We start from the raw sequence: 22755 nt of genomic DNA, 5'->3' as shown, positions 1-22755 counted from the left end.
GCAATTTTGACCTGGACTAAGAATGTCCTGATTTATAAACCGACCTGATCTAAGAAGTGATCTGGTATTACTTGTTCCTGTAACCTTTTGCCCATAAAGCAGCGTTTATAGAGCGATAGGTTCAGTCGGGGGCTTCGATAGGTGGCTCAAACTGATTTTGGTGCAGCCACTCAATCTGACGTGCTGCATCTGATAGTTTTGCTTCTCGCTGACCTTGCGATCGCGCCTGCCAGCACATCAAGCCCACAGGAGTGTTGATCAAGTCCACAAAGTTAGCTTTTCGGTTAGCAATTTTTACAGCAGCGATAGGCATTTCTTTGAGGAACCAGCGACTCCAACGGTAGAAGTAGTCGCGTGAAGTTGGCTCTCGCATTAAACTAACCCCGTGTAGCTCATGCAAATAGCGGTTTGAGCGTCCGTAGCGATGCCATTGACGGCGTAACTCTGATAGGGTAGCGCGGTGGCGATGCTGTACGACTGCCGATTCTGCAAAAGCCAATTTCCAGTTGCCCTGCTGCTGAATGCGCCAGCACATATCGGCATCACCGCCCGTCGTTAAGTAGGGACGAAATAGCCCTGCTTTTTCTAAAGCTTGCTGCCGAATCGCTAAATTAGCCGTCTGTCCGTAGGGCAAGAAGGGATGGGCAAGGGTGTGTTTTTGAGAGAGCGTATCTTGGCGATCAGCAAACTCCTCCAGGAGGGTTGTACCGGGAAGCGCAACAACTTCTCCTGCAACCAGACCCACCGCAGGGTCAGTAAAGGGCTGCATCAGGTTAATTAGCCAATCGGGCTGAGGACGACAATCTGCGTCGGTAAACGCCAGAATTTTGCTTTTGGCTGCTCTAACACCAGTGTTGCGAGCGGCGTAAGAGCTCTGGATTTGAGTTTCACTTAAATAGCGCAGGGTGATGCCACGGTCACTACTGGTCTGCACGGCGGTTTTTAGCAAATCAGGGGTGCGATCGCCACTTCCATTATCAACGAGCAAATATTCGACTTGACTGGCTGGATAGGTCTGTGCCCAAAGACAGTTAAGCAAATCGGGCAAGTCCGCTTCGCCATTGTAAATGGGGATGATGACAGACACAGGAGGCAAGAACTTTTCGTCAACGGGCTGATTCATTGGCTCATCGCTTTGAACGGGAGTCATGCGGCTACAGCTCCAAAAGTCTTACCTAAGAAGTAGTCCATTCATAAGGCTAGTCAACTTCATCGGGGTCGGCAAGTCCCTTAAGGTTGAGATTCAGTTAGCACCCTTAAAGAATTGTGTGGTCGGAGCCAACTTCCTCGCCAAAAGGAAACTAAAGCAGCACAGTAGAAGTCTCGTTTTACAACAAAGTATCACTCCCTGCTCAGATGACGTTGCGTCTACATTCTGGCTAAAGTCTGAGAACGCTTAAGTAAAGTTGCTTATCTGCTGTAAAACGAGTAAGCATTCGGGAGGGTGTTATATGAAACAAGATTTTAGAAAGCCATCTGCAATTGCAATTGCTGTATCTATTCCCCAAGAGCAGCGGGAAGCTGAATCGAATCAGAGTTTTTTGGTCAAGATTTTAATACCGTTGTTTGTAGCGATCGCACTTGCTCTAAATTTACCGCTGTCGGCGATCGCTAATCCGGTTGAAATCGCACAAGCGACTGAAACTGAAACACCGTCTGGGACACCAGACATAGACAGTTCTATTACCAGGGAATATGAGCCTGCGGTCGTTTATATCCCAGACCCACAGACTCAAGAGCTAGTGCCACAGTCAGTGCTATTAGGGGCTGACGAGCCGGTTGAGGGTGCAGTTGATCAAATCATGCAGGCTTATCAAGGGCAGGATGTCGGCATCACAGGCTATGAGGTGAATGTCGATCAGTCCAGCCAGGAAGCTGAAATCAACTTTGAGGTAGATGCCCCCCGTGGCGAAGAAGCTTTTCAAAGTCTCAGTAGTGCCAACCAATACTCCTTGTTTGAAGCAATTCGAGAAACACTGTTGACTGAACCGACCTACAACGTCGATGAGGTGATTTTCCTCGCTAACGGTGACTCTTTTGACATCTAACGTCTAAGAGACTGTGGAGAACGGTTCTGCTTTTTTCTAGCAAGCATCCGTTCGCCCCTATTAGACCATCCCTAAACCTCTTGCGTGAGTGGCGGCGCGGCAAAGCTGCGCCACCACTCACGCTTTAAAAAGCGACTTCTAGAGGTTACTGAGAAGCTGTTTGCCCTACCACAGACAGGTTAAGCTCTCCTCCTGGGCAGTTTCGATTTGAGTTGTAGAAAGAAATTTTAGATGGGGGGCTGCGTTTTCAAGAACACTGTGCTACTATCAGTAATCGTGGATTGGGCGGGTCGGTGCCCGAGTGGTTAATGGGGGCGGACTGTAAATCCGCTGGCTACGCCTACGCTGGTTCAAATCCAGCCCGGCCCACCACGAAAGTCGAGAGCTATGAATTTTGAGTTGTGAGTAGGTCACGCCTCTCATCATTCAAAATTCAGCACTCAAGACTGACTTTTGCCCGTGTGGCTCAGTGGTAGAGCACACCCTTGGTAAGGGTGAGGTCACGAGTTCAATCCTCGTCACGGGCTTACTCCCTTCCGGTTGAAGATTAGGTAACAAAAGGTTCAGCGATGTACCCTCGCTGAACCTTTTGTTATGAAAAGAGTAGAACATTCAACAAATTCCTCTGTAGGATAGACGCACAGCGCTGTGACATCTGGCATAAAGGTTGAACAACCCTAAACCCCGACCGCAGCATGTTTAGTCTTCTTGAAACTACAGTCAAACCTTTGCTCCTCAACACAAAGGTGCTGGAGGTAGCGTATGAGCTTTACCTGCAAGCACCCCAGTCGGAGTATCCAGAAATTGACCTAAAAGAGTTGTCTAACCGGACTGACGCAAGCTTGTTGGAGTGCCGCAACGCTATCGTCGGTGCACACGAAGTTGGTAGATTTCCAAAGTGTTCTCTGTGCTCTTGATGAGAGGTAAACAGGCGAGCGCTCCCAAAACTGTCACATCTGAAGTCAAAACCTTGAAAGCCCAAAAGCCGTCACCCTCTTCTTACCGCTTTGGTTGGTTTGACTGGTTTTGTCTGTGGTATCCCCCAGGTTGGCTAATCTTGTTTAATCGCCACTGGCAGCACTATCACGCTGACCCAGAAGGTTGGAATTGGTTGGAATATATTTTATTTCTCCTTCCGGGTGGGTTTTATCTGGCGCTGCTGTTGCGCTGGTTAAGACTGGGAGGGCGATCGCCTTGTCAAACAAATACCTCAGTTGAGCCTGGATACCAGAAAGCATTTCGAGATGAAATTCTTGCTCCAATCTTGCAGCATCACTTCCAACCCGAGTTGCACAACACTGAGCATTTGCCTCAGCAAGGACACTTTATTGTTGTGTTAAATCATGCGGGGATGGCTTTCCCGTGGGATTTTGTTGGACTAGGAACCCTATTAAGCCAAACAAAAGGCTGGTTTGTGCAGCCAGTTGCCCATGAAATTTTCTTTGATCATCCCTGGCTAAAGTGGTGGTTGCCTGCAGGCTGGTCACAGATTTTGGGAGGCATTCGGGCTAATCGAGACAGTTTTGAGACGGCGGTGGCTGATGAACAAGCCGAAACTGTTTTGCTATATGCCCCAGAAAGCTGGCGTGGACTGGCAAAAGGTTGGCAGCAACGGCATCAATTGGAGACGTTTGACCCTAGTTTCATCAAGTTGAGCGATCGCCATCATATTCCTATCCTGCCTGTTCTTTGTATTGGCAACGAATTCCTGCACCCCTGGGCTTTTAACTCAAGAAAGCTAACGAAATGGACAGGACTACCCCTGTTTCCCCTATCGCCGCTGATGATTGCGTTTTTGCTGTTTCCATCGATGGGCGTCTGGGCAGCGAAGACTCATTTGAGATATTACATTCAGCCGCTAGAGAAACCCTGGCAACGGGAGCATTCTCTGCAAAACCGATCGGTAGCCTATCAGGAGGCGCAGGATTTGCGATCGCGTCTGCAAAACTCGATGAATGATTACCTGTCACAATTGGTAAAGTAGCTCTTTTTTCTGGACGCTTTAGCGATGCAAACGGTTGATCAAATTCTCGATCGGGCTTTGGCAGGAAAAGATTTGTCTGAGGCAGAGGGTGTGGTGTTGCTCAGACAAACCGATGCAGGAGCGATCGCCGCCATTCGAGAAACGAGCGATCGCCTACGCCACAAACAATCAGGTGACATTGTTACCTATGTGATCAACCGCAACATCAACTTCACCAACATTTGCGAACAGCACTGTAGCTTCTGTGCCTTTCGTCGAGATGAGGGCGATGAAGGTTCGTACTGGTTAACCGAAGCAACAATTTTAGAAAAAACCACCGATGCCGTCCAACGAGGCGCAACTGAAATTTGTATGCAGGGCGGACTGCATCCTGGGGCAAAGCTGAATGGAACGTCTCTGGATTACTATGTGCGGTTAGTGAGAACGATTAAAGATGCCTTTCCTCATCTGCATCTCCATGCTTTTTCACCACAAGAAGTGCAGTTTATCGCGAGAGAAGATGAGTTAAGCTACGCCGAAGTGATTGCCGCATTTCGGGATGCTGGCGTCGGCTCCATGCCTGGAACGGCGGCAGAAGTATTGGATGATGAAGTGCGGCGCGTCCTCTGTCCCGAGAAAATCAATACGGCAGTTTGGTTAGAAATTGTGGAAACCGCCCATCGCTTGGGAATGCCTACTACTAGCACGATGCTTTCGGGACATATTGAAACACCAGAGCAACAGATGCGGCATTTTGAACTGTTGCGATCGCTCCAGCAAAAAGCGGTAGAAAGGGGCGATCGCGGCATCAGTGAATTCATTCTGCTACCCTTTGTAGGTCAAGAGGCACCCAAACCGCTGCGGCGACGAGTTGGACGCGATCAGCCTGTCCTTTCCGACTCACTTTTACTCACTGCCGTTGCCCGAATTTTTTTAGGAAACTGGATTGCCAACCATCAGCCAAGCTGGGTCAAGTTGGGCCTAGCTGGAGCCACCGAAGCCCTGACCTGGGGCTGCAACGACATCGGCGGCACGCTTATGGAAGAACACATCACTACAATGGCGGGCGCACAAGGTGGCACCTGCATGGAAGTAGCAGATCTCAAAGCAGCCATTCATTCTCTGAATCGCCCAGCACAGCAGCGAGACACCCTTTATCAGTACCTCACCTCACAGAAGGGTGTAGAGTCTGAAGTACCGGTGTAGTGTAAATCGATATTGCCATTGAACTTGGGGTGCCTACAAAATGTCATTTTTTGCAGATTGGCTGACGGTTTTGGCGATCGGGTGTCTAGCAGTAATGGCTCCTGGACCCAACCTTGCCATGACTTTACGCAACAGTTTGTCTTATTCGAGGCAGTCAGGCATTTACACCGCCGTGGGTCTAGCTGCTGGCAACTGTGTTCATGTAACCTACTGCCTGGTTGGAATCGGAGTCATTATCTCAGAATCAATCCTGTTGTTTAGTGCAATTAAATGGTTAGGAGCAGCTTACCTCATCTACGTTGGCATCAAGTCACTCCAAGCGCAGCGGCACAAACCAATCGTCCCAAAAGGCTCTGCTACTCAAAACGCTCAACATTCATCATCTCAACAAACTCACGATCTCACTCGATTTGCATCAATTCGGATTGGTTTTCTCACCAACTTGCTTAACCCTAAAGTCACTCTGTTCTTTCTTGCCCTATTTACCCAAATTATTCAACCTACAACGCCATTGTTCACTCAAGCAATTTATGGACTGACGATGGTGGCACTAGAGTTCATTTGGTTTGCTCTAGTTGCGATCGTGATTTCCCAGCGCTCCATCAAAAACCGATTTCTGGCAATCTCCCATTGGACTGAGCGAATCACAGGAGCCGTTTTGATCGCTCTCGGTCTGCGGTTAGCCGTTTCTCAACAAAATACATAACTGTTGAACTTGATCACCTTCAAATTAAACGGATTTCACAAATACTCTCCACATTACTAAGCTCTTTATCCCTCATTCTTTATTTCTCTTCCTCCCTTCATGTCTATCATCACGGTCGAAAATCTCAGCAAAACCTATCCTGTTGCCGTCAAGGAAGCAGGTTTAAGAGGAACATTAACTCACTTTTTTCATCGTACCTATCGTGATGTGAAAGCGGTGCAGGATGTTTCTTTTCACATTCAACCTGGAGAAGTCGTGGGTTTTCTGGGACCCAATGGTGCAGGCAAAACGACCACACTCAAGATGCTGACTGGCTTGATTCATCCCTCTAGTGGTCGCATTAATGTTGCAGGGCATACTCCATTCACGCGAGAACAAAGCTTCTTAAAGAAAATCACCCTGGTGATGGGGCAAAAGCAGCAGCTTATCTGGGATTTACCTGCATTGGACTCACTCAAAATCAATGCAGCGGTTTACGACATTTCGGATAAGGAATTTCGCGGACGAGTAGGGGAATTGGTTGAGATGCTTTCCCTTGAAGATAAGCTGACTCAGCCTGTCCGGAAGCTCTCACTGGGCGAACGGATGAAAGCAGAACTGTTGGCTGCTCTGCTGCACCGCCCTAAAGTGTTGTTTTTGGACGAACCCACTTTAGGATTAGATGTAAATGCTCAGGTGGCAGTACGTGAGTTTTTGCGGGAATATAACCAGCGCTATCAGGCAACAGTTTTACTCACTAGTCACTATATGGCAGATATCACAGCGCTGTGTCAGCGGGTACTGTTGATCTATGCCGGAACACTAATTTATGACGGTAGTTTGGAAGGGCTGCTAGAGCGGTTTGCTCCCTACCGTGAAGTGAAGGTGGAGTTAAAAGAGAAATTAGCAGATAAGGGAGAAGGGGGGCGATCGCACACGCTCTGTGCCGAAGACTCACTCACCAAACTACAAACCTATGGCGAAGTTGGCGCAGTCGAAGGCTGCATTGTCCGTTTCCTGATTCACCGCGAAGACCTGACTCAAACCGTTGCCCGCATCCTCGCAGAGTTAGACGTAGTAGACCTGACCGTTACCGATCCTCCCGTTGAGGAAGTGATCGGTCGAGTCTTCCAGGCTGGAGCGGTTGCATAAACTTCGCCGTTAGGTAGCGCTTGAATATGGAACTGCTGACACTACTGTCATCATTGTTCCCTTTGCATTCCACCATCCCAATTCACAATCCTAAATAATAATTTTCTGTCTTACCCGTCTAAGTGAAGCTTGTCAGAGGGCTATAAATGTACTGTGAACTGTAGGTTCTCTCAGACCTTATCCTTAGACCATCCTATGTTAACCCTGTATCAACTCTGCTTTTTGATTGGTGGCAGCTTTACACTTCTTTCTGCACTGGCGGGGTTTGATGGTGCAGACATTGATTCAGACTGGGAACTCGATCGGGAGTATGAGGTTGATCCCCATGCCGGAAATCTTTCGCAGCAACGGGAACGAGGTGAACTAGAAACCCTTATTAGTCCTCGTCACAGACGCATGGGTTTACCCATCTTCAAACTACGGTTTTGGACATTTGGAAGCTGTTTTTTTGGACTAACCGGACTGTTGTTGTCGAGAATACAGCCTGCCCTGCCGCAGTTACTGGTGTTGGCTTTGGCGATCGCCATCGGCATCATTTGCGGTACGGCGATTGTTTGGGCGCTATACTCCTTGCGCCAGCGAGAAGCCGACAGCCTGGTGAGGTCCGGAGATTTGGCTGGGCTTTCAGGAATTGTCGAAATTCCCTTTGATTCCTCTAGTAGAGGGAAAGTGCGGGTTAATGCAAAAGGAATGATGATTGACTTCACAGCCTCGACTCAAGAAGCGGTTGCCTTTGCCAAAGGTGAACGGGTGGTGATTGTGGGAGTAGAAGGAAGTCGAATTTGGGTAGTCTCCGAAAAAGCCTTTAAAGCTGCAACCTGATTGCACTATACCCATTACAAGGAATTTAAACCCATGAGCAATAATCGTGCTGAGTTTCAGTCAGTGTCTACCCCCGTCACGACGGCACAAATAGCCCAAATTGATCCTGTTTTTCCTACGAATGCTTCAAATAATGGCATCAGAAATGAACTCGTAGGAAGCTTGCCGCTAGCAATTTCAGTATTGGTGGCGATCGCCATCTTTATCTGGATCTACAAACTCGTTTTATGTATCTGTAACCCTAACGAGATCCTGATTCTATCAGGCTTGAAACGGCGTACCACAGAAGGTGAAACGGTTGGTTATCGAGTAATTTTTGGCGGGCGTACCGTTCGTATTCCTATCCTGGAAACTATCAAACGGATGGATTTGACCACGATGCCTGTTCCGGTAGAGGTGAAGAATGCTTACTCCAAAGGGGGAATTCCTCTGCGGATTCAGGCGATCGCCACTATCAAAATCTCCAGCGATCCAATTGTCGTCGGCAACGCAATTGAACGCTTCCTTGATCGTGACTCTTCCGAAATTTCCCGTGTGGCGAGAGAGACGTTAGAAGGGAATTTGCGTGGTGTAGTTGCCACTCTCACCCCAGAAGAATTGAACGAAGATCGACTGGTGTTTGCCGAGCGCATCACTGAAGATGTCAGCCGCGATTTAGCCAAGATGGGCTTACACATTGACACATTAAAAATTCAAAGTGTCGCCGATGATGTTGATTACCTCAACTCGATTGGTCGCAGCCAGATTGCTATTGTGTTGCGTGATGCGGAAATTGCCGAATCCAATGCTTTAACCGAAGCAGAGCAGATCGAGGCAGACTGCAAGCGTCAGTCAGAGGTGGCAAAAACCCAGGCGCGTTCGATCATTCAGCAAAAGGAAAACGAGTTGCGCAAAATCAAGGCAGAACTAGAGCAACAAGCAAAATCTGAGGAAGAACGTACCACTGCCGCAGCGCAGGAAGCCAGAGCCAGAGCTGAACAGCAGCTTCAAACGATTCGGGCTGAGTTGGAACGATTGCGTCTGGAAGCCGATCAGGTTTTGCCAGCCGAAGCCGAACGTCAAGCAAAGGAACTGCAAGCCCGAGGTGAAGCCTCTGTTCTCTCTGAAAACGCTCAGGCGGCGGCACAAGTGAACGACCTGTTTGCCGAAGTTTGGCAGGAAGCGGGAACTAATGCATCAGAAGTATTCTTAACCCAGCAAATTGAGATGGTACTGCAAGAGGCAGCCAAGATTCCGGGTCGGGTTCATCTCAAACATGTGAATGTGATTGACAACGGAGATGGCAAGGCGATCGCCAGCTTGGTCAACGCCTATCCCGAAACCGTGCGTCAGTTCCTCGATCGGGTTGATCAAACCCTGGGAATTGATGTGGTCGGCACACTTAGCCAGCAAAACGGGCACTATTCGCAAAACGGTCGGAATGGTCAGAACGGTCAGAAACAGGTACAGCTAGAGGGAGAAAACTAATCATGGAAGCCATTCTTGCACTACTGATTGCCCTTGGTGCTGGAACCGGGGCCGGAACGCTGGTACTCCGCAACCTTTATTACATCTGTCAGCCTAGCGAAATCCTCATCTTTGCCGGAAGCCGTCGCACTCTTTCTAATGGGCGTAAGGTTGGCTATCGTCTGGTTAAAGGCGGCAGCAGCGTCCGGGTGCCCTTGCTAGAACGCGCCTTTCGGATGGATTTAACCAACCTGATTATTGACTTGCGGGTGATCAGTGCTTACTCCAAAGGTGGCATTCCCCTTACAGTAGAAGGCGTAGCAAACATCAAGATTGCCGGAGAAGAACCCACTATTCACAATGCGATCGAGCGTCTCTTGGGCAAGAGCCAAAAAGAGATTATGCAAATGGCAAAGGAAACGCTGGAAGGTAATCTGCGTGGCGTGCTAGCCAGTCTTACTCCAGAGCAGATTAATGAAGATAAGTCTGCCTTTGCTAGAAGTTTGCTCGAAGAGGCGGAAGATGATTTGGAGAAACTAGGACTGGTGTTAGATAACCTCCAGATTCAAAACATCTCCGACGATGTGCAATATCTCAACTCAATTGGACGTAAACAGCGAGCAGACTTGTTGCGTGATGCCCGAATTGCCGAAGCTCAGGCACAAGCTGAGTCTGCCATTCGCACGGCTGCAAACCAGCAAACTACGTCGTTGAAGCAAATTGAAACGAAGATTGAAATCGCCAAAGCAGAAGCCGACCAGCGGATTCAGGATGCCCTCACGAAACGTACAGCCGTTATCGCTGAGGCTGAAGGTGAAATTGCTGCAATCGTTGCCCGCACCCAGGCAAACGTAGCCGTGCAAACGGAACGTATCAAGCAGGTCGAGCAACAGCTTCAAGCAGATGTAGTAGCTCCGGCTGAGGCAGAGTGTAAGCGGGCGATCGCCCAGGCAAAAGGTAACGCCTCTCGCATCATTGAAGATGGTAAAGCTCAAGCACTGGGCACCAAGCGCCTGACTGAATCCTGGAAAGCTGCTGGACCCAATGCCCGTGAAATCTTCCTGTTCCAAAAACTAGAAGTATTGCTAAAAACCCTCACCTCTACGGTGCCTGATATAGACGTGCAAAATGTCAGCGTCATCGACACCACAAACGGTGGCACCGCTACTCAGGTCGCCTCATTTCTAGAACAACTGCGCCAGTCCTCAGGCATTGATGTAGCGGGCATGACTCGTCGTTTTGCCAATGATGTCTCTCCTAGCACTGCTGCAATCAGTTCCTCCCCCACTGTCACCGTTCCATCGGATAAAGTGGCTGCGGTCGTACCGCTCAATTCACTCACCGAAGATGCCTCACTCACTGCCCTGCGTAGTGATATCCAAAAACTGCTCGAAAAACTGGCGCAGTCTAACCCTACTCCTCAACAAGCCGAACAATCGGTAGAGCAAGCAATTCAACAATATCCAACGCTGAAACGACGACTACAAAAAGCAATGGATGTGGGAGGACGTGAAGCACTTAAGGCAGTCTTCGCTCATCCTTTTATCCAGATTCCCGCGAGTATGCTCGAAGCTTGGGTAGAGGAAAAGTAGAAGTTGAATATAGGTTGAAATGAGTGGGCGATCGCCTCCAAAGAAGCGATCGCTTTTTTGTGATTTGAACTATCAGTTCCCGAGGTCAACATAGCTGTAGCCATACAAATTAGGAAAAAGAAGGGAGGCAGGGTTGAACCCTGCCTCCCTTCTTTTTCCTAACTAATGTGACTATAAAGGCATTGAAATCTACGCAACTATAGCGATGTCAGCAGCAGTAATGGCAGTTTTATTGGATAGCGTTGCAATCCGAACTTGGCTTGCACCACCTACACCATCCACATCGAAGAAGAGACCACCCGTTCTCTGGTCATACAAGAAGCGATCGCCCTGATCCTGCGCGCTACTGCCTAGAACGAATTGAGAAGCAGACAAACTCCCGACTTGGAGATTCTGGCTAAATCCCCTTCTGGAAACCAGGATCGTATCGTCAACACTCCTGAAGTCAGCAATCACGTCGATGCTGCCAGTTCTAACATTGTCAAAGATAAAGCTGTCTCTGCCTGCTCCACCTATGAGCCTGTCTTTACCTGCTCCACTGGTAAGTCGATCGTTGCCAAGTCCACCATTTAGGGTGTCGTTTCCACCCTCACCTAGCAGAATATCATTACCCGCATCGCTGGATAGGATGTCGTTTCCATTGTCTCCAAAGAGGCGATCTCTCCCAGCACCACCGGAGAGCCGATCTCTCCCAACTCCACCTCGCAGCAAATCGTCACCACCGTTGCCAAGCAGGCGATCGTTACCACCGTTGCCAACCAACGTATTTCTGACATTGTTGCCAGTAATAACATTGTTCAAGCTATTTCCGGTTCCGGCCGTTGCCCTTCCGCTTAGTGTGAGGTTCTCTAACCCTGACTGCAAAATCCGGTTGATGGACGCAGTAACGGTGTCGATGCCAGCACTATCAATAATTCTGTCACCTGCACCATTCACAAAATAGCGATCGTTGCCAGCTCCACCATTCAATACATCATTGCCAGTGCCGCCATCCAACACATCGTTGCCACCATTGCCAGTCAAGATGTCATTCCCCGCGCCAGCGGTAATAGAGTCATTGCCAGATCCACCGATTAATGTATTTGCCAGATCATTACCCGTTAGAGTGACACGCCCCACAAACCCTCTGAGAGCAAAGTTCTGGAAGTTCTTGATTACAGTGCCTGCAAGTCCTGTTCCTATGACTAGGTTATTAACATCACTAGCAGTTGCAGATCTGAGCGTAATTGAGTCGGTTGCAGTGCCGCCGGTCAGCACAAAAGTGTTAGAACCAGAGCCACCATCAATGCTGTCCTGTTGTTTGAGGGTATCAAATACAGCAAGGACAGTATCGTCTCCCCCAGCCATGTCAAATTCATCCTTGACAGGTGTTGCAGTAGCAGTGTCACTACCATTAGTTCCGGTAAAGACATTAGTGTTGTTGTTGACCGGGCTTACAGTAACAGCGACGGTACCGATGGCAGTTCCGCCTTTTCCATCATTTGCTGTGTAGGTGAAAGAATCTGCACCTGAGAAGCCAGCAGCAGGGGTGTAAGTAAAGGTGCCGTTGTTGTTGTTCACAACAGTACCATTCGCGGCTTGAGTAAAGCTCGAAACAGTTAGAGTATCTCCGTTCAAGTCTGTATCATTAGTTAAGACATTGACCGTTGTAACTGCATTACCTGCTGTAGTGGTTGCAGCATCTGGAACAGCAACTGGAGGAAGATTAACCGGAGGAGTGACAACTGGAGTCACGGTAACAGCGACGGTACCGATGGCAGTTCCGCCTTTCCCATCGTTTGCTGTGTAGGTGAAGGAGTCTGCACCTGAGAAGCCAGCAGCAGGGGTGTAGGTAAAGGTGCCATTGTTGTTGTTCACAACAGTACCGTTCGCGGCTTGAGTAAAGCTCGAAACAGTCAGAGCATCTCCGTTCAGGTCTGTGTCATTGGTTAAGACATTAACCGTTGTAACTGCACTACCTGCTGTGGTGGTTGCAGCATCAGGAACAGCGACTGGAGGAGTATTAACTGGAGGAGTGACAACTGGAGTCACGGTAACAGCAACAGTTCCAACGGCAGTTCCCCCTTTTCCATCGTCTACTGTGTAGGTGAAAGAATCTGCACCTGAGAAGCCAGCAGCAGGGGTATAGGTGAAGGTGCCGTTGTTGTTGTTCACAACAGTACCGTTTGTTGCCTGAGTAAAGCTCGAAACAGTCAGGGTATCTCCGTTCAGGTCTGTATCATTGGTTAAGACATTAACCGTTGTAACCGCATTGCCTGAAGTTGTCGTTGCAGCATCAGGAACAGCGACTGGAGGAGTATTAACCGGAGGAGTGACAACTGGAGTCACGGTAACAGCAACAGTTCCAACAGAAGTTCCGCCTTTCCCATCGTTTGCTGTGTAGGTGAAGGAGTCTGCACCTGAGAAGCCAGCAGCAGGGGTGTAGGTGAAGGTGCCGTTGTTGTTGTTGACGACAGTACCATTCGCAGCTTGAGTAAAGCTCGAAACAGTTAGGGCATCTCCGTTCAGGTCTGTATCATTGGTTAAGACATTAACCGTTGTAACCGCATTGCCTGCTGTCGTGGTTGCGGCATCTGGAACAGCAACTGGAGGAGTATTAACAGGAAGAGGAGAAGGGTTATTGGTGACATTAAGAGTGACTGATGCTGTAGCTTCAGGTAGAACAGATAAAGCAGTCTCATAGCCTGCAACTGTAAAGCTACGTGCATTAATAGGAGTTACAAAGGGAACCAGAGGCTGAGTGTTGTACTGTAAAGACTCCAAAGTTTGCTTAAAAGCACTAACAGAAGCAGTCCCAGCGAGTCCTGTAGCAGTTAGAGTCAGTGTCCCTGACACCGAGTTATAGCTAGCAGAAATTCCAGAAGCCGCCGTAACATTCAGGTTTTCACTAAATAGAAGAGAACCCAGTAGACCATTAATATTGACTGTAACTCTGTTCAGTCGGTCGCTGGTGGAGGTGATGTTAATAGTGTTAGGCGGAAAGACGTTAACAGGAGTCCCGATTGCAACACTGCCCTGAGCGTTAACACCTGATGCATTTCCGTTCAGATCGATTGAAACTGTCATAAATTTGTTTCCTTAGAGATGGTCGGACAATAGGATTGGGTGAGAGTTGTCAAATCAAAAGGTTTGGGGCAAAGAACTAAAATTTTTGATTTGGACGATTGGGGCTTTTGTAGGCAAGCAAAAGTAGCCTGATTAAACGGGATGTTGTTTGAACACCACCGCATCAAGGCGATCGCTTCTTAATTGAGTAGCCCAACAGTTGAAGTGCTACTTATGGGTAGAAAATTTGAGTGCGATTAAACTGACGTTGATAAGCAAGAGCTTCGAGACAAGGTCAAGGAAAATGTGATACTTACGGGCACTCGTTGAATATATTTGGACATTGATACATACAGACTGGTCTATTAAAGGGGCATTCACTTAAGAAACACATGTTTTGAGGGCTTTTAGACACAAATTTGTTTTGCAAACTAAGAGCTTCATGTGCCTTTCATGTAACCGCGACTATTGTTCCCAGGGAACATATAACACTAACGGCATTTATAAAATAAAAACCTAAAATGCAGAAGCTCAAATGGTGAAAGTACCACCACCCATATCCTTCAGCCAAAACCCAACGAAATCTGTAGAAGCTGTTAATTTAGAAGCGGATCTTTCAACTCCACTAATGCTCATAGAAACAAGGTCCCAGTCTTTGCAACCAGGACCATATCTATTAGCTCTTAAGCTCATCGTTGCGCTAGTGAAGCTATCAGCTTGCTTCAGGTAACTAGGACAGTCAACCTATTTCAATCGGCTTTCTTCAATCGGCTTTCACCCACATTTTTTTCATACCAATTCATCATTGGGGTGGCGCTAACTCCATGTAGCACGACAGAAATAATTATAGTTATGTAAGTAATCCAGCCAATGATTTCACCCGCTTGGTTTTCCAAACCTTCTCCGTAAGCATAGGAGAGGTAATAGAGCGAACCGACTCCTCGAATACCAAACCAACCAAAGAGTAAACGGGTTGTGGGATGAAAGCGGTTACCTACTGTACACACCCATGCTCCCAAAGGACGAATCACAAAAATTAGCAGCCCCGCAACCAACAGTGCTGGACCAGCAAAGCGGAGAACTGGCTCAACTCGTATCAACGTTCCTAACAGCAGAATTGTGCCAATCTCCATCAGTCTCTCGACTCGCTCGGTAAATTCTAATTGAGAGACTTTTTTTTCTTTGTCAGGGTAGTCTCGTCGCACCATTATCCCTGCTACAAATACCGCCAAAAAGCCATATCCGTTAACCACTTCAGTGAGCGAGTAAGTTAACAGAATCGTACCAAGCGCAATAAAATCTTCCATTGACTCATCGATCGCCCCTCGCTTCTGAGACCGTTTGCTTAGCCACACAACTGCTTTGGTGACGATGACGCCCATGATGATGCCAGCGGCGATCGCCCAAATCAAATCAACCGCCACCCACTGCTTAAACCAGTTGTCTAAATTTTCATCCTTAATCCAGTGCAATCCAAAGTAGACAAACGGAAACGCCAGCGCATCATTTAATCCTCCTTCTGAAGTCAAGCCAAAACGGAGTTCATCCTGATCTTCCGTGTGGGCAAGCTGCACCTCCGAAGCTAATACCGGATCGGTCGGAGCCAAAATTGCACCCATCAGCACCGCTGCTCCCCAACCCAGCCCCAGTAGCCAGTGCCCTATTGCTGCCACCGCAAAAATTGATAGCGGCATCAGCAACCCAATCAGCCGCACTGTAGAATTCCAGGAAAACGCGTTTAGCGGGCGATTCATCTTCAGCCCACAGCTAAACAGCGAAACGATCACTACAAATTCTGCTAGCCGCTCTAAAAATTCTGCCTCTGGGCGCAAGTCGATCAAGCTAAATCCATAGGGCCCCAGCAAGATCCCCACAACCAAATAAATTAACGCAAAGGAAAGCGGTAATCGGGAAATCCAGCCCGACCCTAAAGTCACTGCTAAGAGCAAAAGACCAATTACCAATAAATCCAGAATATAAGTACTCACACCAATGCTTTCCATTGCTTTCAATTCAGAACCCTGTTTGAGCTTAATTGGCAAAACGACGAGTTCAATCGGCTGAAAGAAGGAAAGGAGGGCGCATGAGGGATGAGAATCAAGGGTGGGGCTCAAGGGAGGTAGGGGTAAGAGGTATTTCCTACCCCCGTCCCCTCTGTTCCATCCAAAATTCCATAATGGGAACTGCTGCGATAAAGTTGTAATCAGGTTAAGAGTTTGAGTAGATTGAAGCCATTATGTTTGATGCCCTTTCCGAGCGTTTGGAAGTAGCCTGGAAAAAACTCCGGGGACAGGACAAGATCTCTGAATCGAATATTCAAGACGCGCTCCGGGAAGTTCGTCGGGCTTTACTGGAGGCAGACGTCAACCTTCAGGTCATTAAAGATTTTATTGCTGAAGTTCAAGAAAAGGCGCAGGGCGCAGAAGTCGTCGCGGGAGTACGCCCTGACCAGCAGTTCATCAAAATTGTCTACGACGAACTGCTGGTGCTAATGGGCGAAACCAACGTGCCCTTGGCTGAGGCAGATACAGCACCCACGATTGTGCTGATGGCGGGTCTCCAGGGAACGGGTAAAACCACTGCGTCGGCAAAGCTGGCATTGCACCTGCGGAAACAAAATCGCAGCACAATGCTCGTCGCAACGGACGTATATCGCCCTGCTGCGATCGATCAGCTCATCACGCTAGGCAAGCAAATCGATGTGCCTGTGTTTGAACTGGGCAGCGATGCCAACCCGGTTGAGATTGCCCGCCAGGGAGTCGAGAAGGCTAAAGCAGACGGCATTGACACCGTGATCATTGACACGGCAGGTCGCTTGCAGATTGACCAGTCGATGATGGCTGAGCTAGCCCAAATCAAAGACACCGTGAAGCCTAACGAGGTTTTGCTGGTAGTAGATGCGATGACGGGTCAAGAAGCGGCTAACCTGACCCGCACATTTCACGACCAGATTGGCATTACTGGAGCAATTCTGACGAAGCTGGATGGTGACACCAGAGGTGGTGCAGCTCTCTCTGTGAGACAGATTTCAGGACAGCCAATCAAGTTTGTCGGCGTGGGTGAAAAGGTAGAAGCGCTACAGCCTTTCTACCCCGATCGCATGGCTTCCCGAATTTTGGGAATGGGCGATGTCCTGACGCTGGTGGAAAAGGCGCAGGAAGAGGTTGACCTGGTAGAAGCCGAGAAAATGCAGGAGAAAATCCTCTCGGCTAAGTTTGACTTCACTGACTTTTTAAAGCAGACCCGCCTGCTGAAGAATATGGGTTCCCTTGGCGGGATCATGAAGATGCTGCCCGGTATGGGCAAGCTGTCGAGCGAACAGCTTGAGCAGGGCGAGGTGCAGCTCAAACGGGCAGAAGCGATGATCAACTCCATGACGCTGGAGGAACGCCGCAACCCAGATTTGCTCTCTAGTTCTCCCAGCCGCCGCCGCCGCATTGCTAAAGGATCGGGCTATGGGCTAGATGATGTGAGTAAGCTGGTGAGCGATTTCCAGAAGATGCGATCGCTGATGCAGCAAATGGGTAGAGGACAGTTTCCTGGCATGGGAATGCCCGGAATGGGCGGCATGTTTGGCGAACCTGCAATGGGTGGCGGTGGACCCAAGCCTGGCTGGCGTGGCTATCCTGGTGGCGGCGCACCCCCCAAGAAAAAGAAGAAGGAGAAAAAGAAGAAGGGATTTGGAAGCTTGTAGGCAGTTATGATTCTAGGTGACAGTGCTAGAATTGTAGACTGTTGCCCTGCACTTGCGGGGAATTTGGCAGCAGTTAAGATATTAGACTTGCAATTGGAGTAACATTTTCAGGCATGATCAAGTTGCGATTGAAGCGGTACGGCAAAAAGCGCGAGGTGAGCTACCGGATTGTAGCAATGCATAGCAGCACCCGTCGGGATGGTCGCCCTCTGGAAGAACTAGGGTTTTACAACCCCAGAACCGATGAGATTCGGCTGGAAGTTCCAGCGATTGTCAAGCGCCTGCAAGAAGGAGCGCAGCCGACTGAGACCGTGCGCCGTATTTTAGAAAAAGCAAACGTATTTGAACAGGTCAAAGCCTGATTAGCCTGTGACTGATCCAGTCGTTGCTAACTCTGCTCAGAAAACCGCTAGCCCTGATTTTGCTGGGCTAGTTAAGTTTTTAGTGGAACCTTTCCTGGAATCTCCTCAATCTCTCAGTGTAGATTGTGAGGTTTCTCGACGCATAGGACGTGTTCTAGTTCGACTGGCATTTGAGGGAGAAGATAAGGGGCGGGTGTTTGGTCGAGGCGGACGAAATATTCAGGCAATTCGAACCGTTTTACAGGCGGTAGCTCAGACAGTTGGTTATTCGGCTCATCTAGACATTTACGGTAGCCATTCTAATAGCCGTGAAGGAGATACAGACGACAAGCCGGCACCGCCCAAATCTCAGCCTCGCCGCCCTCCCAGACCCCGTTCGTAACGCTCAATTTTGAATGGGAAAATCACTTGTTATTGAACTGCCTAGCTCTGAAAGCGCGATCGCCTTGGCTGGGGCTCACGAAGAGAATCTCAAGCAATTAGCCCGACAAACAGGGGCTACGGTTGTTTTGAGAGGTCAAGAGCTGCTGATTTCGGGCACTGATACTCAGGTTGAGTTGGGTGAGCGGTTAGTGCGATCGCTTGAACCCTATTGGAGCATCGGCAAAACGATCACTGGGGTAGACATTCTCACCGCCCGTCATGCTTTAGATACTCAACGGCAAGAAGACCTACAAGATCTTCAGCGCGACGTGCTGGCTCGCACTCGACGCGGCGAAGAAATTCGGGCAAAAACCTTTCGGCAGCGGCAGTATGTTCAGGCAATTCGTAAGCACGACCTGACTTTTTGCATTGGTCCCGCTGGTACGGGAAAAACTTTTCTAGCTGCGATTATTGCAGTTCAAGCACTTCTATCGAACGAATATGAGCGGCTGATTTTGACTCGCCCTGCGGTTGAAGCTGGAGAAAAACTGGGCTTTTTGCCCGGAGATTTGCAGCAAAAGGTGAATCCTTACCTGCGTCCGCTTTACGATGCGCTGCATGAGATGCTTGATCCCGAAAAAATTCCTAATCTAATGGAGCGAGGTGTGATTGAGGTCGCTCCTCTGGCTTACATGCGCGGACGAACGCTAAATAATGCGTTTGTGATTCTGGATGAGGCGCAAAACACTACGCCTGCCCAGATGAAGATGGTGTTGACCCGTTTAGGGTTTCGCTCACGCATGGTCGTGACAGGCGACGTTACGCAAACTGACCTGCCAACCAATCAGCAGTCTGGACTGGCGATCGCCCAAAAGATTTTGCAGAATGTTGACGGCATTGCTTTCTGCCAACTGTCAAAAGCAGATGTGGTACGCAACCCTCTGGTGCAGCGCATTGTTGCAGCCTACGAGCAGTACGAGACTTAAAATATTCTTATAGCATCCCGGTGATGATGAGAAAGCAGCCATGAGAAGACAGCCATGAAAAAAGCTTCTGTACGGTGGCGAGTGGTCTGGTTTGTCGGGTTATTTCTGCTGTGGCTACTGTGCAGTGGTTCTGTTTTGGCTGGCACACTATCTGATCGCCTGGCCCAATTTCCAGACTGGCAAACTAAGCCGTCGGTGCAGGCTGCGACGGGCGATCTGGTTTACCCAGATTGGTTGGCAGGTGAGTGGACGGTGACAACGACGCTGCTAGATATGACAGCCCCGCTCGCGCCAGAAATTACCACGCCTGGATTTGAGAGCAACGAGCAATATCTTAACCAGCCCATTACCTTTCGGGTGCGATTTGTGGAGCAGCAGCCTCGACTGAATGGCATCTTTTCTTCGCTAAAACAGCTGGTAAGGGGACAAAAGCAGTTTGTGGCAGATCGAGCGTTCAACGGACAAAATCTAGCGGAGGCATATCTGGGCGATCGCACCGTTCTCTCCGTCAGGGTCGATCCGAACAATCCTAATCGGCAAATTACCTTGCTGCAGGGCGATCGCCAACTGGTTTCTACCGTTACCGGACGCGCTACAGAAAATCCCGATCCCGACCAGTTCATCACCACAGAGATCTTTCAGCAGATGTTTCGGGGAGCACCCCAGCTTTACTTCAACGTAGTTGAGACTACCACTGCTTATCAGCGCCATGACACAGAACCCGCCATTTCTGCTGATCAGGTGACGGCTATCTACCTTTCGCCTCAAGACCCAGACTATTTTAAGGTTGGGGATATCCCCGTTGCGCTCTACCGCTATCGGCTTGAATTTTCCCCAGTTGTCTCGGCAGATTTAAACGCAGGGGAATTGAACAATGGAAACGCGCTTTTTCCAATTTGAAGCAGACTTTGTGAATTCGCTGCGCTGCATTCCGATGCAGGTCAGGCTTAAACTCGACACCTGTGGCATTAAGTTAAAGCTTCCCCAGTGGCATCGGTTTAGAGCTGAAGAACGACAGACCCTGGTTGATTTGCCTTGTGAAACTGAGACTGAAGTGCGAGCTTATCAGCAACTGCTGCAACGCTTGATCTCCGAAAGAACTGGTGAAAGAGCGACTGAATTGGCGATCGATCCCCACCCTGCCTGGAGGAATGCTGAAACTGTAGCTGATAGCGTTCAGGACAAAGCCACAGAAATTGGCGTAACCATTACTCCTGCTCAATGGGCAAACCTTTCCCCAGAACAGCGTTTTGCCTTGATTAAGCTGAGCCGTTCTAATCACGAAAACGCCAACTTTTTACCTGCACTTCACGAATTTCAGATCATCTAGGTTAAAGATCAGGTTCTAGAGGATCAGGGATGCATCCCTAATCCTCTAGTGGGAAAGGAGTAGGTTGAAAAATAGAGAAAAGCTGGAAAACTGCTAGTTTTGGGTTAAGTTTAACGAGGTTCCGTCCCCAAGATCTGTGTAGCTCTGTAAGTTTCGGCTATATCTCCTGCTAGAGATAGCTATTGGGGCGGCCGTTAGGAGACGATACTGAAGACTCGCGATTGGAAAAGACCGCACTAGCTTACTCATGAATATACACACCGTATCAACCCAACCTTTTACCGACCAAAAGCCCGGCACCTCTGGGCTACGCAAGCGCGTTCCAGTCTTTCAACAGCTTCATTACCTGGAAAATTTTGTCCAGTCAATTTTTGACAGTTTAGAAGGCTATCAGGGGCAAACCCTAGTTCTAGGGGGCGACGGTCGTTATTACAATCGTCAGTCAATTCAGATCATTTTGAAGATGGCAGCCGCGAATGGGTTTGGGCGCGTATTGGTAGGGCAAGGCGGGATTCTTTCAACTCCGGCCGCCTCCTGTGTGATTCGTAAGAATAAAGCCTTTGGCGGAATTATTCTCTCGGCTAGCCACAACCCTGGTGGTCCAGAAGGCGACTTTGGCATCAAATACAACACTGGCAACGGTGGACCAGCTCCTGAAAAAGTCACCGAAGCGATCTATGAGCGCAGCAAAACAATCGAGGGCTACAAAATCTTAGAAGCCCCTGACGTTGACCTGGATCAAATTGGGATATCGCAACTGGGAGAAATGACGGTCGAGGTAATCGATTCAGTATCTGACTACGCCGAACTGATGGAGTCGCTGTTTGACTTCGATCGCATTCGTCAATTGTTCGCTTCAGGGCAGTTTCGCCTGTGTGTAGACTCAATGCACGCTGTTACAGGTCCTTATGCTCACGCGATTTTGGAGCAGCGGTTGGGGGCACCCGCCGGAACGGTAATCAACGGCAAACCGCTAGAAGACTTTGGTAATGGACATCCTGACCCCAATCTGGTTTATGCCCACGAGTTGGTTGACATCATGTTTGGTGAGGATGCACCGGACTTTGGCGCGGCTTCGGATGGAGATGGCGATCGCAACATGATCTTAGGTTGTCAGTTTTTCGTCACGCCCAGCGACAGCCTTGCCGTATTGGCAGCAAATGCAAAACTGGTTCCGGGCTACAGCAGCGGTTTAGCAGGCATAGCTCGTTCCATGCCTACCAGTCAGGCTGCTGACCGAGTTGCGGCTCAGCTTGGCATCGACTGCTATGAAACGCCGACGGGCTGGAAGTTTTTTGGCAATTTGCTGGATGCAGGTAAGGCGACGCTCTGCGGTGAGGAAAGCTTTGGCACTGGCTCTAACCACGTCCGTGAAAAGGATGGACTTTGGGCAGTGCTGTTTTGGCTGAATATCCTGGCAGTTCGGCAGCAGTCGGTTGAAGAGATTGTGCAAGAACACTGGCGCACCTACGGACGCAACTACTATTCTCGTCATGACTATGAGGGAGTAGACAGCGATCGCGCCACGACCTTGATGGGCAACCTCCGCACTGCTACCGCCACACTCAAAGGCAAGCAGTTCGGTGCTTACACCGTTGAGTATGCAGATGACTTCAGCTACACCGACCCCATAGACGGCAGTGTAAGCCAAAAACAGGGATTGCGAGTCGGCTTCACCGACGGATCGCGGATCGTCTTCCGACTCTCCGGCACGGGTACTCAAGGCGCAACGCTAAGAGTCTACCTGGAAAGCTACCAACCTGATCCGGGTAAGCAAGATCTGGATGCTCAAGATGCACTGGCAGAATTGATTGCGATTGCCGAAGAACTAGCCCAAATCCGCACCCACACGGGAATGGACAAGCCAACGGTAATTACCTAAGAACCAGAGAACAAAAAAGGGAGGTGGGCTAAGCCCACCTCCCTTTTTTGTTCCAAAGCTGTAGGATGGCGATCGCTTTCAGCCCTGCATTCTCTAAACTGGCGATCGCACTAACGGAAGGTTTCAATTGTGATGAAACGATGAAGTCAGTCTATCGAAAACTGAGTCGTTTAACTTGT

General features: G+C 49.1%; 18 protein-coding genes and 2 tRNA genes. 17 read left to right on the top strand and 3 right to left on the bottom strand.

Features of this window, described 5'->3' with window-relative positions; translation table 11 throughout:
• Positions 1-121: 121 nt before the first annotated feature.
• Entirely contained in the window at positions 122-1150 is a 1029-nt protein-coding gene (locus tag H6G00_RS12385) for a glycosyltransferase (protein WP_242042247.1), read from the bottom strand.
• Positions 1151-1451: 301 nt separating this feature from the next.
• Here H6G00_RS12385 and H6G00_RS12380 point away from each other — a divergent pair, with 301 nt between their 5' ends.
• From H6G00_RS12380 to H6G00_RS12335, 10 genes are all read left to right on the top strand, one after another.
• Complete coding sequence (locus H6G00_RS12380; RefSeq protein ID WP_190796958.1) at positions 1452-2048, top strand: hypothetical protein; 597 nt, start codon at positions 1452-1454, stop codon at positions 2046-2048.
• Between the two features lie 287 nt (positions 2049-2335).
• Positions 2336-2420: transfer RNA gene (locus H6G00_RS12375), tRNA-Tyr, on the top strand.
• Positions 2421-2503: 83 nt separating this feature from the next.
• Positions 2504-2575: transfer RNA gene (locus H6G00_RS12370), tRNA-Thr, on the top strand.
• Between the two features lie 443 nt (positions 2576-3018).
• Positions 3019-4032 (top strand): 1-acyl-sn-glycerol-3-phosphate acyltransferase, encoded by a 1014-nt coding sequence (locus H6G00_RS12365; protein WP_190796957.1) that lies wholly within the window; start codon positions 3019-3021, stop codon positions 4030-4032.
• 24 nt (positions 4033-4056) lie between these two features.
• Positions 4057-5217: a 7,8-didemethyl-8-hydroxy-5-deazariboflavin synthase subunit CofH gene (cofH, locus tag H6G00_RS12360; RefSeq protein WP_190796956.1), complete on the top strand. Its 1161-nt coding sequence runs from the start codon at positions 4057-4059 to the stop codon at positions 5215-5217.
• A 40-nt stretch (positions 5218-5257) separates the two neighbouring features.
• Positions 5258-5923: a LysE family transporter gene (locus tag H6G00_RS12355; protein ID WP_190796955.1), complete on the top strand. Its 666-nt coding sequence runs from the start codon at positions 5258-5260 to the stop codon at positions 5921-5923.
• A gap of 99 nt (positions 5924-6022) precedes the next feature.
• Positions 6023-7054: an ATP-binding cassette domain-containing protein gene (locus H6G00_RS12350; protein WP_190796954.1), complete on the top strand. Its 1032-nt coding sequence runs from the start codon at positions 6023-6025 to the stop codon at positions 7052-7054.
• Positions 7055-7249: 195 nt separating this feature from the next.
• On the top strand, positions 7250-7876 hold the full coding sequence (locus tag H6G00_RS12345; protein ID WP_190796953.1) for an NfeD family protein: 627 nt from the start codon (positions 7250-7252) through the stop codon (positions 7874-7876).
• A gap of 33 nt (positions 7877-7909) precedes the next feature.
• Positions 7910-9343: an SPFH domain-containing protein gene (locus tag H6G00_RS12340; protein ID WP_190796952.1), complete on the top strand. Its 1434-nt coding sequence runs from the start codon at positions 7910-7912 to the stop codon at positions 9341-9343.
• 2 nt (positions 9344-9345) lie between these two features.
• Entirely contained in the window at positions 9346-10914 is a 1569-nt protein-coding gene (locus H6G00_RS12335) for an SPFH domain-containing protein (protein ID WP_190796951.1), read from the top strand.
• Between the two features lie 189 nt (positions 10915-11103).
• On the opposite strand, the gene H6G00_RS12330 is transcribed toward H6G00_RS12335, so the two are convergent.
• Both H6G00_RS12330 and H6G00_RS12325 read right to left on the bottom strand, forming a co-directional pair.
• Positions 11104-13980, bottom strand: a complete 2877-nt coding sequence (locus H6G00_RS12330) for an Ig-like domain-containing protein (RefSeq protein ID WP_190796950.1) — start codon at positions 13978-13980, stop codon at positions 11104-11106.
• Positions 13981-14708: 728 nt separating this feature from the next.
• Positions 14709-15962 carry a sodium:proton antiporter gene (locus tag H6G00_RS12325; RefSeq protein ID WP_190645861.1) on the bottom strand — a complete coding sequence of 418 codons (1254 nt, stop codon included), beginning with the start codon at positions 15960-15962 and terminating at the stop codon, positions 14709-14711.
• 233 nt (positions 15963-16195) lie between these two features.
• Here H6G00_RS12325 and ffh point away from each other — a divergent pair, with 233 nt between their 5' ends.
• The 7 genes from ffh (at position 16196) to H6G00_RS12290 (ending at position 22576) form a co-directional block, all read left to right on the top strand.
• Positions 16196-17653 (top strand): signal recognition particle protein, encoded by a 1458-nt coding sequence (ffh, locus tag H6G00_RS12320; RefSeq protein WP_190796949.1) that lies wholly within the window; start codon positions 16196-16198, stop codon positions 17651-17653.
• Positions 17654-17766: 113 nt separating this feature from the next.
• Complete coding sequence (rpsP, locus tag H6G00_RS12315) at positions 17767-18015, top strand: 30S ribosomal protein S16 (protein WP_190645678.1); 249 nt, start codon at positions 17767-17769, stop codon at positions 18013-18015.
• A gap of 7 nt (positions 18016-18022) precedes the next feature.
• Positions 18023-18397 (top strand): KH domain-containing protein, encoded by a 375-nt coding sequence (locus H6G00_RS12310; protein ID WP_190796948.1) that lies wholly within the window; start codon positions 18023-18025, stop codon positions 18395-18397.
• Positions 18398-18410: 13 nt separating this feature from the next.
• A complete protein-coding gene (locus H6G00_RS12305; protein ID WP_190796947.1) occupies positions 18411-19364 on the top strand; it encodes a PhoH family protein in 954 nt (317 codons plus the stop codon).
• Positions 19365-19418: 54 nt separating this feature from the next.
• The gene (locus H6G00_RS12300; RefSeq protein ID WP_190796946.1) at positions 19419-20264 is read left to right on the top strand and encodes a DUF6816 family protein; all 846 of its coding nucleotides are present in this window, start codon (positions 19419-19421) and stop codon (positions 20262-20264) included.
• Positions 20239-20694: a nitrate reductase associated protein gene (locus tag H6G00_RS12295; RefSeq protein ID WP_190796945.1), complete on the top strand. Its 456-nt coding sequence runs from the start codon at positions 20239-20241 to the stop codon at positions 20692-20694. Before H6G00_RS12300 ends, H6G00_RS12295 begins: the two co-directional genes overlap by 26 nt.
• Before the next feature lie 247 nt (positions 20695-20941).
• Complete coding sequence (locus H6G00_RS12290) at positions 20942-22576, top strand: alpha-D-glucose phosphate-specific phosphoglucomutase (protein WP_190796944.1); 1635 nt, start codon at positions 20942-20944, stop codon at positions 22574-22576.
• Positions 22577-22755: the final 179 nt, after the last annotated feature.

It is taken from the genome of Leptolyngbya sp. FACHB-541 (genome assembly GCF_014695875.1).
Taxonomy (GTDB): domain Bacteria; phylum Cyanobacteriota; class Cyanobacteriia; order Elainellales; family Elainellaceae; genus JAAUTN01.
The sequence above is the reverse complement of the archived record's forward strand: the minus strand, read 5'-3'. Positions and strand labels throughout refer to the sequence as shown.

What these genes read in the sequence shown, in the direction of transcription:
- H6G00_RS12385 (WP_242042247.1), bottom strand. Translation starts at nt 1,150, where the DNA reads ATGACTCCCGTTCAAAGCGATGAGCCAATGAATCAGCCCGTTGACGAA.
- H6G00_RS12380 (WP_190796958.1), top strand. Translation starts at nt 1,452, where the DNA reads ATGAAACAAGATTTTAGAAAGCCATCTGCAATTGCAATTGCTGTATCT.
- cofH (WP_190796956.1), top strand. Translation starts at nt 4,057, where the DNA reads ATGCAAACGGTTGATCAAATTCTCGATCGGGCTTTGGCAGGAAAAGAT.
- H6G00_RS12355 (WP_190796955.1), top strand. Translation starts at nt 5,258, where the DNA reads ATGTCATTTTTTGCAGATTGGCTGACGGTTTTGGCGATCGGGTGTCTA.
- H6G00_RS12350 (WP_190796954.1), top strand. Translation starts at nt 6,023, where the DNA reads ATGTCTATCATCACGGTCGAAAATCTCAGCAAAACCTATCCTGTTGCC.
- H6G00_RS12345 (WP_190796953.1), top strand. Translation starts at nt 7,250, where the DNA reads ATGTTAACCCTGTATCAACTCTGCTTTTTGATTGGTGGCAGCTTTACA.
- H6G00_RS12340 (WP_190796952.1), top strand. Translation starts at nt 7,910, where the DNA reads ATGAGCAATAATCGTGCTGAGTTTCAGTCAGTGTCTACCCCCGTCACG.
- H6G00_RS12335 (WP_190796951.1), top strand. Translation starts at nt 9,346, where the DNA reads ATGGAAGCCATTCTTGCACTACTGATTGCCCTTGGTGCTGGAACCGGG.
- H6G00_RS12330 (WP_190796950.1), bottom strand. Translation starts at nt 13,980, where the DNA reads ATGACAGTTTCAATCGATCTGAACGGAAATGCATCAGGTGTTAACGCT.
- H6G00_RS12325 (WP_190645861.1), bottom strand. Translation starts at nt 15,962, where the DNA reads ATGGAAAGCATTGGTGTGAGTACTTATATTCTGGATTTATTGGTAATT.
- ffh (WP_190796949.1), top strand. Translation starts at nt 16,196, where the DNA reads ATGTTTGATGCCCTTTCCGAGCGTTTGGAAGTAGCCTGGAAAAAACTC.
- rpsP (WP_190645678.1), top strand. Translation starts at nt 17,767, where the DNA reads ATGATCAAGTTGCGATTGAAGCGGTACGGCAAAAAGCGCGAGGTGAGC.
- H6G00_RS12305 (WP_190796947.1), top strand. Translation starts at nt 18,411, where the DNA reads ATGGGAAAATCACTTGTTATTGAACTGCCTAGCTCTGAAAGCGCGATC.
- H6G00_RS12300 (WP_190796946.1), top strand. Translation starts at nt 19,419, where the DNA reads ATGAAAAAAGCTTCTGTACGGTGGCGAGTGGTCTGGTTTGTCGGGTTA.
- H6G00_RS12295 (WP_190796945.1), top strand. Translation starts at nt 20,239, where the DNA reads ATGGAAACGCGCTTTTTCCAATTTGAAGCAGACTTTGTGAATTCGCTG.
- H6G00_RS12290 (WP_190796944.1), top strand. Translation starts at nt 20,942, where the DNA reads ATGAATATACACACCGTATCAACCCAACCTTTTACCGACCAAAAGCCC.